The following is an 11,036-nucleotide window of genomic DNA, read 5'->3' on the forward strand; positions in this document are numbered from 1 at the left end:
CCTACATTTAAGGAAGGAATATGACGGTGAGCCCGCAAAAGGCAAAGTATACTTGGGTGCACAAAGAGACTTGTTTCAGGGCCGGCGATCCGATGTGCGGCAAAGCGTTCCGATGGGGCAAATTGCGCACCCTATCGTGGTTGGATCAAAGAGGCCCCGGCAGCCGTTCTTCGCTCAGCAACACATTGGCTTCGACTTCACCTGCGCCGGGCAATGTCATGATACGGCGGCGTAACACGCGTTCGAAGTCGGGCAAGTCTCGCGCAACGACGCGCAGACGGTAATCATATAGCCCCAAAACATGTTCGACGCGTTGCACTTCGGGGATCGCGCTGACCGCGCGTTCAAAATCCTCAAGGCTAACGCGCCCCTTTGTGGCCAGCTTCACCCCCAAAAAAACCGTGACACCGAACCCGACGGCTTCCGCGTCCAGATGCAAACGGCGTTTTTTCACCACCCCGGCAGATTGCAAACGCTTGACACGACGCCATGTGGCGGGCTGTGACAGACCTACGATACGGCCCAATGCGCCAGCGCTTTGCGTGGCATCAACCTGTAATGCCCGCAAAAGTGCGAAATCTATGTCATCATATTCAGTCATATGCGCCCCTTATAGTGGAAGGCTTTCATTGGATTTGATCAAAGCCACCTGCATCAAGGCTTCGATGTCGGTGATCCCGGGCAAGGTCAAAATTCGATCGCGATAGATATGCTGGTAGTGGCCCATATCGCGGGCGATCACAGACAAACGCACATCCACACGCCCCAAGAATGTCTGCATTTCTATGACTTCAGGCACCAAACGCGCCGCATCAAAAAAGTCCTCAAATGCACGCCCGACCGTCTTATCCAATGTGACACGCAACGACACTTCGACAGAATAGCCCAACGCCGTCCAGTCAATTTCGGCCTGAACCCCTTTGACGATACCTGCGTCTTGCAACCGCCCCTGACGACGCGCCAGTTTGGCCATGCTTACCCCACACTTCTGTGCAAGTTCGGACGGCGAAAGGGACGGGTCAGCCTGCCATTGTCGCAAAATGCGCCGATCCAGATCATCAAGCATGAAAATTTCGCAATCTATAGTTTCGGCGAATTGTTTTTCACGTTTGTAGTTAAATAAACCCAAAATGCAACGCTGCATCTGGAAAAAAGGCTGCGTATAAAGCGTTCAGATATCAACTCGGAGAAAACACAATGCGTGTATACTATGATCGCGATTGCGATGTGAACCTTATCAAAGACATGAACGTGGCGATCTTGGGCTACGGTTCCCAAGGCCACGCCCACGCGTTGAACCTGCGCGATTCCGGCGCGAAGAACGTGGTTGTTGCCTTGCGCGCAGGCTCCCCTTCGATTGCCAAAGCCGAAGGTGAAGGCCTGAAGACAATGGAAATCGCCGAAGCCGCAGCTTGGGCCGACCTGATCATGTTCACAATGCCCGACGAATTGCAGGCAGAAACGTACAAAAAATATGTCCACGACAACATCCGTGAAGGCGCCGCAATCGCATTCGCACACGGCCTGAACGTGCACTTCGGCCTGATTGAGCCAAAAGAAGGCATCGACGTTGTCATGATGGCGCCAAAAGGCCCAGGCCACACGGTGCGCGGCGAATACACCAAAGGCGGCGGCGTGCCTTGCCTTGTTGCTGTGGACAAAGACGCATCCGGCAAAGCGCTGGAAATCGGCCTGTCCTACTGCTCGGCCATCGGTGGCGGGCGTTCCGGCATCATCGAAACAGACTTCCGCGAAGAGTGCGAAACCGACCTGTTCGGCGAGCAGGCCGTTCTGTGTGGCGGTATCGTTGAACTGATCCGCATGGGCTTTGAAACACTGGTCGAAGCGGGTTACGAGCCTGAAATGGCATACTTCGAGTGCCTGCACGAAACCAAGCTGATCGTGGACCTGATCTATGAAGGCGGCATCGCCAACATGGACTATTCCATCTCGAACACAGCCGAATACGGCCAGTATGTCTCCGGCCCACGCATTTTGCCTTACGACGAGACAAAAGCGCGTATGAAAGCCGTTCTGTCCGACATCCAATCCGGCAAATTCGTGCGTGACTTCATGCTGGAAAACGCAGTTGGCCAGCCGACAATCAAATCTTCGCGCCGGTCCAACGACGAGCACCAGATCGAAGTTGTTGGCGGCAAATTGCGCGACATGATGCCGTGGATCTCTGCTGGCAAAATGGTCGACAAAGCCAAGAACTAAGACAAGGTCGATTTGACCCAGAGGGGCCCGGTCGGAAACGTCCGGGCCTTTCGTTTTAGCACTTATGTTGCTTTTGGCCTCGTCGCCGTCAAACGTCGGCAGGGCTGCCTGAGCTGGATTTGTCAGCGGCGAGCGTCGATTTCTTACTGTTGGGATCGTCCATGCGGCGCTCAAGTTTGGCTTTGCTGGCAAGGGCGAAGACAATCAAAGCCAGCATAGTAACCAGCGCTAAAATAACGATAATATAAGAAGCATCCATAGTATTAGTCCTTTGCATCTGCGATTGTAAGGCGAACTGCACAGCGCTTTGGTGCGCTGCAGGAATTACGGATCAACCCACAGTCCCCTAACGCGGTTCCCAGACCGCGACAAAAAGGCCCGAACCATGCAAACACCAGACATCACAGGCCGCAGTTGGCTGTTCGTCGCGATTTTGGGTTTGACTTGGGGGGGTACGTTTCTTGTGACCGAAGTGGCACTTAAGGGCATTACCCCTTTCTGGTTGGCCGCAGGTCGCATCGGCTTTGGTGCAGTACTGATGACCGCAATCTGGACGTTTACCGGGGCAAAACTATTCTCCGCCCCCCCCACAACCGGCACCCTGACCACGCTGGGCGTGATTGGCGCCCTCAGCTCGGCTGTGCCCTTCATGCTGTTGGCTTGGGGGCAACAATACGTCACGGGCGGTTTTGCCGGTGTGTCCATGGCTGCTGTTGCGCTGATGGTACTGCCTTTGGCGCATTTTCTGGTGCCAGGTGAACGCCTGACGAGGCGCAAATCGCTTGGGTTTCTGATCGGCTTTGCTGGCGTCGTCATTCTGATCGGCGCACAAGCCTTTGAAAGCACAGGGGCGTCGCTGGAAACACCGGGGCGCATTGCCTGTCTGTCGGCGGCGATGTGCTACGGGTTCAGTTCCATCCTGATGCGCCGGTTGCCCGCCGTGGACACCATTGGGCTGGCCACAGTTCTGCTGCTGATTGCCGCCTGCATCACGATCCCTGTGGCGCTGATGGTGGAAGGGCCACCACCCCTGCCCGAAACCGACACGCTGCTGGTCATCGCCTTCCTCGGCCTGATCCCCACCGCCGCCGCCAACTTCCTGCGCACCTATGTCGTGCGCACAGCGGGGCCGGTGTTCATGTCACTCACCAACTATCAAGTGCCTTTGTGGTCCGTCCTGCTGGGCGCATGGCTGCTGAACGAGCCGCTGCCCGCGTCGCTGCTGTGGGCAATGGTGTTGATCTTGGCGGGGGTTGGGTTGAGCCAGTATGGGGCGTTTAGGAGATTGTTTGAGCGGTGATTGGGTTGGTTCAGCGTTTCGAATGTCCGATGTGCGGGCATTCAGACCTTGGTTGTCTCTAGCCGGAAAAACTTGCCAAGCCCGCAAGTGTTTCTGCAGGTGTATAAATGTGCTTCATCCCAAGTTTCGAAAGTGCTTCAGAATTCTTTTGGAAATCTTTTGTGTTATTGGTCACAAAAACGTCCCGACCATTGTAGATGTGCGAGTATGCGGAGATTACATCACACCAAGTATTTCTCCACTTTGACAGTGATGCGGACTGAATAACATCGTCAGTTATTGGGACCCCAGAAGGAACATGTTCGGATGGCTTTCTTGGAACATTGGGAGCGATTACATTCCAGAGCGCTTCCCTATCACGTTCGAACTTCTCACCGTCATCGACAGAATAGCAAAAGTCCTGATAACTTAGCCCGAATATCCCCGGCATTTGCACTATGGGTAAGTCTTGCCAGCCGAGCGCTGAGACTCTGTTCTTAAAAAGAATGGCGCTTCCCGGAAACAATTTCGACCTCGAATTTTCAGACGCTGAAGCGGCCAAAAGCGCGACTTCAAATTGCCCCTGCCTATGGCAGTCGATCAACTCGACCACACAAGCGGCTTGAGGGCGATCATCTTCAACTTCGATTACGCAATTCCAATCAAGTGTTAGCTTCACCAGCTGCGGCCTCCTCTTGGCAGACTTCTAAAACGCTATTGATAGGTCATCTATTGGCCCTGCTGCAGGTACTGTTCCAAGGGCTCTAAGTAGACCTTCACCAATTGCAACCCAACGCCCTACCCCCCAACCGCTTCCTCAACAGCCCTAACAATCCCATCCACAGAGGCATTCAAAATACCTTCGTCTTCGCTTTCCGCCATCACGCGGATCAGCGGTTCGGTGCCGGATTTGCGGATTAGCAGGCGGCCGTTGCCGACGAGGTCCGCTTCGGCTTGGGTGATTGCGGCTTGGACATGGGCGTCTTCAAGAGGCTTTTGATCTACGGAATATCGCACATTCTTAAGAAGTTGCGGGACGGGGTTAAAGTTATGCATCAATTCGGACGCCCGCTTTTCGCTACGCACCATTTCGGCCAAAAACTGCAAACCGGCCATTAGCCCGTCACCTGTTGTGGCATAATCCGTCATCACAATATGACCCGATTGCTCACCGCCCAGATTGAACCCGCCTTGCCGCATCCGCTCGACCACGTAGCGGTCGCCGACTGATGTGCGTTCCAGCCGTAGCCCTTTGTCTTCCAAGAACCGCTCAAGCCCCAGATTAGACATGACCGTCGCCACCAAAGCCCCGCCTTTGAGCCGCTCATCAGCCGCCCACCGCGACGCCATCAGCGCCATGAATTGATCGCCGTCCCCGACTTTGCCGTTCTCATCCAGCAGGATCACACGGTCCGCATCGCCATCCAGACAAATCCCCACATCAGCGCCATGGGCGACAACGGCCTCGGCGGCTGTCTGGGGGTGGGTTGAACCGCATTGTTCGTTGATGTTGTGCCCGTTAGGCGCGGTGCCCACAGGGATCACCGTCGCGCCCAATTCCCAAAGCGTCATGGGGGCGACGTGGTGCGCGGCCCCATTGGCACAATCGATCACGATCTTCATACCATCCAGCCGCATCTGCCGTGGAAAGGACGATTTCACCCGCTCAATATAGCGAAACCGGCTGTCGTCGATCCGTTTGGCACGCCCAATGTTGGGGGCCTCGGTGGGTTCGACCCCTGCCGCGACCAGCGCTTCGATTTCGGCCTCAACCGCGTCAGAAAGCTTGAAGCCATCTGGCCCAAAAAACTTGATACCGTTGTCTTGTGCCGGATTGTGGCTGGCCGAGATCATCACCCCGAGGTCCGCACGCATGGACCGCGTCAGCAGCCCCACGGCGGGCGTCGGCACAGGCCCCAACAACAGCACGTTCATCCCTGTCGATGTCAGCCCTGCCGTCAGCGCATTTTCGAACATATAGCCGGACAGCCGTGTGTCTTTGCCGATCACAACGCGGTGGGCACTATTTCCGTCGCGGCGGAAATACCGCCCTACCGCCGCGCCGATGCGCAACGCCATTTCGGCTGTCATAGGGTGAATATTGGCCGTGCCACGCACGCCGTCGGTACCAAAAAGCTTTGTCATGTTACTCATGTGCCATGCCTGCCCGCCATAGCGCAATGGCTTGTGCATGTCCGGCCACATCATGGGCCCGTACAATTTGCACCCCTTGCCCCAGTGCTGCCAAAGCAACGCCAATTGACCCTGCGTCGCGACCTTGTGGTTCTGATGCGCCACCAAGGGTACCGATAAAGCGTTTGCGCGATGCGCCCAGCAAGATGGGGGCGCCAAGAGAATGAAACAGGCTGATTTTTTCGAGTAACGCCAGATTATGCGTCATGTTTTTCCCGAACCCGATCCCCGGATCGACAATAATCTGGCCACGCGGCAAACCTTGACGGGTCAGGGTTTCAATCCGTTCTGCCAAAAAATCATACACATCCAAAAGAACATTTTCGTAGTGCGGGTCTTTTTGCATTGTCGCAGGATCGCCTTGCGCATGCATAACACACACTGGCACGTCACGTTTTGCGCACAAAGGGGCCAGTGCTGCATCAAACGTAAACCCTGCGACGTCATTCACCAAACTGGCACCTGCATCCAAAGCAGCTTTTGCCACTGGCGCTTTGCGGGTGTCGATCGAAATAGGATGCGTGGTTTTGGCCCGAATGGCCGAAATCGCTGGTGCTACGCGTGCAATTTCATCATCTACCGCAACCGTTCGGGCCCCTGGTCGTGTAGATTCACCCCCGATGTCCAATATATCCGCACCCTGCCCGATCATCTGCAATGCCGTTTGGCAGGCCATCTCAGGGGCCGCGTTTTCACCCCCATCCGAAAAACTGTCAGGCGTAACATTCACAATGCCCATCAATCGGGGGACATCAAACGTCATGCCAGAAATCAGGCCGCGTGGCGCTGTCAGGGCCGCGCTTTCTGCGCTTGTCAATTCGGATACAGATGCCACGCGGGACGTATGGCGCCGCGACAAAATCTCGATATGGGTGAACCAACCCCAACCGCTTGCAAGGGGCAAGGCGTCATCAGGGCGGGTGTTGCCAACTTGGACCAAAGGACGAACATAGCGCATGACGCTTAAATCCGGTCGCTGTCCGCAGACATGGTGCGCACGGTCACAGCACTGTCCTCAGGCGCGTCTGCACCGATCACCAGCAGCTCTTGAGCATCACAGGTTTGGGCGAACCACGCAGCCAGTGCCACAGCGTCTTTTGGGCCAGCAGAGGGCCCATCAACCGCATCCAACACAATCTTGGAAGGCGCCCAGACACAAATCTGGCCATTGCGCATCCCCCAGTCCAGTTCAGTACGTGTTTCCACGACAACACAGCGTTCGTCCGTTGCAGCCAATACCCATGCGTTTTGCTCGATTGCCAGCAGATCAACGCGGCGTTGGGTCATTTTGTGGCCTGTTTGCGGGGCTGGCACATCAGACGCTTCGACGCATACGATCAAAGGCCGCCCGCCCGCCTGCAACTGATCGATCCAGCCTCCCAAATGGGGCGATCCCAGCGCTGCGTTCGACAAAAACACCAGTTCTGGGTGCAATGGGGTTTCTTCTTCGACGCCTGCCACATCACTGGCTGCGCGTGCGCGAACGATTTCAACACCCAATGCGCCCGGTCCGCGATCCAGCTTTTCGATGCGCACAAAGACGCGCTTTGCTTGTGGTTCAAGCAAAATGCGATCCGCAACACGTTCTGCGAGTGTTTCCAACAAGTTAAGCCGCTCATCGGCCAGCTCAAACGCGATCGCTTCGGTGACTTTGTCGTAGCTTAGAATACGGTCCACATCATCTTCGATGGGGCCGGTCAGCGGCTGTACTTCCACAACGATGTTAAAGCTGATGCGTTGCGTCACCCCGCGCTCTGCCTGAAACGCGCCGATTTCGACATCTACCGTATGATTGCGCACAGAAATGCGATCAAGCGGTTGGTCGCCATGGGGTGTCGCATCAGCACGCTCAGAGGGATGCGCAAAAGCGAGACGGACTTCAGTGGTCATGAGACAGGTCTTTCAACAGGGCAAGCAGCGCCTGCATAGACGGTTTTGCAGTTTGGGAACAGCGTCGTTTACGCCAGAGCAGCACCCATATGCGGCATCCCATTGCGCAGGGTGCCTACTGGCGGATGGGCGCTTTTAGTTGGATGCAGTACGGTACGTGTGGCGGTAAAAGATATGGACGCCAATCCGCGCGGTTTTGGTATACACCTTGGACCAACGCGGGCGAACTGCTGTTGTATGATAGTGCGTGGCACCATTGGTCAAATCGGGGGCGCGACCATCAATTACCGCACGGGCCACTTTTGCAACACGCTCATAGGATTTTGGTTCGTTGATGCGTTCCGGTCTGCCGTCGCAGGTATAGGTGAATTGGCACCCGTATTTCTTGCCGGTGCCCTGGTTGATCACCCCACACAAAGACCCCGGAAACCGTGTGCTTTTGACCCGATTCAAGATAACCTCAGCAACAGCGAATTGACCTTTCACGGTCTCGCCACGTGCTTCAAAATATAACGCTTCAGACAGACATTTCCACTGGGTGCTGCCTTTTGCTTTGGGTTGCGCGTCAAGCCAGGATTTCGAAAATACAACATCGCTGCCGCTTTGGTCTACGACCTGAACCAGCCCATTCAACCTGTCTTTGGAGACTTTGTTCAAGCCGCGCGTCTCGTTGCGCAACAGCTTTTTCGCCTGTTCATCCCCCGCCAAAAGCGAAACGGGAATGGACATGGCCAGAGCCATCAAAAAGGAAAAAAGTACACGCATGCGGCAGCCTAGTGTCGTTTCAGATGGGGCCACATACGCAGAAAATTGGTTAAGGTCCAGTTTATCACGTTTTCAGCACACCGACGTCATGCGCCACAGCCTTGGTTCACCAGCTAAAAAACCCCTTATTTCGCGGGTGTTGCACTGTGTATCACAACGTCTTGTGGGCGATGGCCAGTTGGGCTGCGGCAAGACGCGCACCTGGCACCCGGAAAGGTGAGCATGAAACATAGTCAAAACCACGGGCGCGACAGAAGGCGATTGATTCGGGGTTGCCACCATGCTCACCACAGATCGACAACGTCACATCGGGCTGCGTTTTGCGGCCCCGTGTAGCACCCAGTTCCAGCAACTCTCCCACTCCGTCCAGATCCAGCGTGTGGAACGGGTCTTCGGGGAAGACCTCCTGACGCACATAGTCGGACATGAAACGCCCTGCATCATCGCGGCTTAAACCATATGTCATTTGCGTCAGATCGTTGGTTCCGAAACTTAAGAAGGCGCAATGCTGTGCAATGTCACCGGCGCGCAATGCGGCGCGTGGCGTTTCAACCATAACGCCCAATCTGTAATCAAAGCTTTCACCGCGTTCGTTGTGGACAGCCGCCGCAACGCTATCAATGTTGGTTTTGACCAATTCAACTTCGCGTTTGGCGCTGACCAACGGGATCATGATTTCAGGAACAACGGGGTCGCCGTCGCGGCTGGCCTCCAAGGTGGCTTCAAAAATCGCCCGGGCCTGCATTTCGTAAATTTCCGGCACTGTCACGCCTAGGCGCACACCGCGCAAACCAAGCATCGGGTTGTATTCCATCATGGCTTCAATGCGCCGCGTCACATCGGACAAGGGCAAATCCAAAGCCTCGGCAAGCTCGCGCTGTCCACTGCGATTTGTTGGCAAAAATTCATGTAGGGGTGGATCAAACAGTCGAATGCAGACTGGCTGGCCTTCCATGATCCGGAACAATTGCGTAAAATCGTCCCGCTGCATCGGCAACAAGCGCTCTAGAACAGCGCGTCTGTCCTCGCCTGTCTCAGCAAAGATCATCTCGCGCATCACCGTCAGACGGTTGATGTCGAAAAACATATGTTCCGTGCGGCACAAACCGATACCTTGCGCGTTGAAATTGCGTGCGGTCTGAGCATCGGCTGGGGTATCTGCATTGGCGCGAATGCCGATGTCGCGTTCGGCGTCTGCCCAGTCCATCAGGTTTTGAAATGCGTCGTCTAGTGCAGCTTCCTGCATCGCAGGCGCCCCCAACAACACATCCCCGCTGGTGCCATCAATGGTGATCACGTCGCCTTGTTTGATGATACGGCCGTCTTTTAGCATCAACTGCTTGTCATTGGTCTGAAACCGGATGTCGGACACGCCCACAACGCACGGCAGGCCAATGCCGCGCCCGATCACGGCCGCGTGGCTGGTGATCCCGCCCCGTTCTGTCAAAACGGCTTTGGCCGCGTGCATGCCACGAATATCTTCGGGCGACGTTTCACGGCGGACCAAAACGCAGTCTTCGTTGCGTGACGCGCTTGCCTGTGCTTCTGCAGCCGTAAACACGATCCGACCTGTGGCCGCACCGGGACTGGCCGCGATTCCATGCCCGATGACGTCACGCGCCGCATCTTTGTCCACTTGGCGGTGAAGTAATTCATTCAGCATGCTCGGCTCGACACGCATCACGGCCTCTTGTTGCGGGATAATCTTATCCTTTGCGAGCTGCACAGCGATACGCACAGCAGCACGCGGGCTGCGGGCCACACGCACTCCGTCCAGAATGTGCAAAACACCATCATCTACAGTGAATTCCACCTGCATTTCTTCGCGCAATTTCACCCGCATCAATGCGGCATGGTCCTGAAGCTGTTTGAACAGCACAGGTTCTTCTTCTTCCAAAGACGGCCCACGAGGGTCTTTTGTCAGGTACAATGCTTCTGCTTCGGCGTGCAGCGCATCGCGCCCCTGACTTTGACGCAAATAGCGTCCGGTGATTTGCGGCAGCCCTGTGTTGCTGTCGACAAGCTGCAAAACGCCTGCACCGCTTTTCTTGATGCCAACGCCAAAGGCCATTTGCTGAACCACCAACCCCAAACCGGCTTCGGCAGGTGCACCTTTGGCTTGGCGCAGCAAACGGGCGGTTGTGCCATCCCATGCACGTGCCATTGATCGCAACACCGCTCCAAGCTGCGTCGCACGGTTGCCGGGGAAGCTTTCTTCGGTCTCGTCCTCGTAGGCACGCAGGGTTTCTTTCAACCCTTCCGGCCCGTTCCCCGTTACATTATCGAACATATCGGGGTCTAACCTGGCCACATGAACCGCATAATATTGCACAAATCGCATATATAGCGCTGTAGCGGCATCTGATCCCAAATCACGGCACAGTGTCGCGTGGCTGGAATCATTCATCCCGATATTCAACACGGCCCCCGGACCACCCCAATCAGGATCTTCAGAGGACGGACGCACACAAAGCAGTGCATCATCAGGAAACTGCTTCAATACGGCTTCAATGTCCGGCAGCTCCCCTTGGGCGATTTTGTGCACCGCCTCAAAGCTAAGGGCGACAGTTGTCGGCACCGGCAGATCAAGCCGCACCAGCCGTTGCAGGCATTTCGCCCGCCCGCCATGTGTCGCTGTAGCGATCGGCGCTGTTTGCGTAACCAGTGTTGTGTTCGGATTATTCTGCAC

At 55.7% G+C, this 11,036-nt stretch carries 11 protein-coding genes; 2 read left to right on the forward strand and 9 right to left on the reverse strand.

The window, feature by feature from the left end:
• Positions 1-145 precede the first annotated feature (145 nt).
• Both ASD8599_RS12785 and ASD8599_RS12790 read right to left on the reverse strand, forming a co-directional pair.
• Positions 146-601: an Lrp/AsnC family transcriptional regulator gene (locus tag ASD8599_RS12785; protein ID WP_108828892.1), complete on the reverse strand. Its 456-nt coding sequence runs from the start codon at positions 599-601 to the stop codon at positions 146-148.
• Positions 602-610: 9 nt separating this feature from the next.
• Positions 611-1,066: an Lrp/AsnC family transcriptional regulator gene (locus ASD8599_RS12790; RefSeq protein WP_108830169.1), complete on the reverse strand. Its 456-nt coding sequence runs from the start codon at positions 1,064-1,066 to the stop codon at positions 611-613.
• Between the two features lie 131 nt (positions 1,067-1,197).
• Between ASD8599_RS12790 and ilvC the strand changes: the two genes are divergently transcribed.
• Positions 1,198-2,220 carry a ketol-acid reductoisomerase gene (gene ilvC, locus ASD8599_RS12795; RefSeq protein WP_108828893.1) on the forward strand — a complete coding sequence of 341 codons (1,023 nt, stop codon included), beginning with the start codon at positions 1,198-1,200 and terminating at the stop codon, positions 2,218-2,220.
• 88 nt (positions 2,221-2,308) lie between these two features.
• Here ilvC and ASD8599_RS20295 read toward each other — a convergent pair whose 3' ends face one another.
• On the reverse strand, positions 2,309-2,479 hold the full coding sequence (locus ASD8599_RS20295) for a hypothetical protein (RefSeq protein WP_181364481.1): 171 nt from the start codon (positions 2,477-2,479) through the stop codon (positions 2,309-2,311).
• A 126-nt stretch (positions 2,480-2,605) separates the two neighbouring features.
• Here ASD8599_RS20295 and ASD8599_RS12800 point away from each other — a divergent pair, with 126 nt between their 5' ends.
• Entirely contained in the window at positions 2,606-3,520 is a 915-nt protein-coding gene (locus ASD8599_RS12800; protein WP_108828894.1) for a DMT family transporter, read from the forward strand.
• 58 nt (positions 3,521-3,578) lie between these two features.
• Here the strand turns inward: ASD8599_RS12800 and ASD8599_RS12805 are convergent, their stop codons facing one another.
• The 6 genes from ASD8599_RS12805 to ASD8599_RS12830 all read right to left on the reverse strand — a co-directional run bounded on the left by ASD8599_RS12805 (position 3,579) and on the right by ASD8599_RS12830 (position 11,036).
• The gene (locus tag ASD8599_RS12805) at positions 3,579-4,178 is read right to left on the reverse strand and encodes a hypothetical protein (RefSeq protein ID WP_108828895.1); all 600 of its coding nucleotides are present in this window, start codon (positions 4,176-4,178) and stop codon (positions 3,579-3,581) included.
• Between the two features lie 119 nt (positions 4,179-4,297).
• Positions 4,298-5,644, reverse strand: coding sequence for a phosphoglucosamine mutase (glmM, locus tag ASD8599_RS12810; protein WP_108828896.1), 1,347 nt, complete (start codon positions 5,642-5,644; stop codon positions 4,298-4,300).
• A 1-nt stretch (position 5,645) separates the two neighbouring features.
• A complete protein-coding gene (folP, locus tag ASD8599_RS12815) occupies positions 5,646-6,650 on the reverse strand; it encodes a dihydropteroate synthase (protein ID WP_108828897.1) in 1,005 nt (334 codons plus the stop codon).
• A 5-nt stretch (positions 6,651-6,655) separates the two neighbouring features.
• The gene (locus ASD8599_RS12820) at positions 6,656-7,582 is read right to left on the reverse strand and encodes a dihydroneopterin aldolase (protein WP_108828898.1); all 927 of its coding nucleotides are present in this window, start codon (positions 7,580-7,582) and stop codon (positions 6,656-6,658) included.
• 135 nt (positions 7,583-7,717) lie between these two features.
• A complete protein-coding gene (locus tag ASD8599_RS12825) occupies positions 7,718-8,347 on the reverse strand; it encodes a cell wall hydrolase (RefSeq protein ID WP_108828899.1) in 630 nt (209 codons plus the stop codon).
• 151 nt (positions 8,348-8,498) lie between these two features.
• Positions 8,499-11,036, reverse strand: coding sequence for a putative PEP-binding protein (locus ASD8599_RS12830; protein ID WP_108828900.1), 2,538 nt, complete (start codon positions 11,034-11,036; stop codon positions 8,499-8,501).

Source organism: Ascidiaceihabitans donghaensis, assembly GCF_900302465.1.
In the GTDB taxonomy this organism is placed as follows: domain Bacteria; phylum Pseudomonadota; class Alphaproteobacteria; order Rhodobacterales; family Rhodobacteraceae; genus Ascidiaceihabitans; species Ascidiaceihabitans donghaensis.

Bases quoted from the DNA above. Each gene is read 5' to 3' on its own strand.
- ASD8599_RS12825 (WP_108828899.1), bottom strand. From the start codon at position 8,347: ATGCGTGTACTTTTTTCCTTTTTGATGGCTCTGGCCATGTCCATTCCC.
- ASD8599_RS20295 (WP_181364481.1), bottom strand. From the start codon at position 2,479: ATGGATGCTTCTTATATTATCGTTATTTTAGCGCTGGTTACTATGCTG.
- glmM (WP_108828896.1), bottom strand. From the start codon at position 5,644: ATGACAAAGCTTTTTGGTACCGACGGCGTGCGTGGCACGGCCAATATT.
- ilvC (WP_108828893.1), top strand. From the start codon at position 1,198: ATGCGTGTATACTATGATCGCGATTGCGATGTGAACCTTATCAAAGAC.
- folP (WP_108828897.1), bottom strand. From the start codon at position 6,650: ATGCGCTATGTTCGTCCTTTGGTCCAAGTTGGCAACACCCGCCCTGAT.
- ASD8599_RS12785 (WP_108828892.1), bottom strand. From the start codon at position 601: ATGACTGAATATGATGACATAGATTTCGCACTTTTGCGGGCATTACAG.
- ASD8599_RS12800 (WP_108828894.1), top strand. From the start codon at position 2,606: ATGCAAACACCAGACATCACAGGCCGCAGTTGGCTGTTCGTCGCGATT.
- ASD8599_RS12790 (WP_108830169.1), bottom strand. From the start codon at position 1,066: ATGCTTGATGATCTGGATCGGCGCATTTTGCGACAATGGCAGGCTGAC.
- ASD8599_RS12820 (WP_108828898.1), bottom strand. From the start codon at position 7,582: ATGACCACTGAAGTCCGTCTCGCTTTTGCGCATCCCTCTGAGCGTGCT.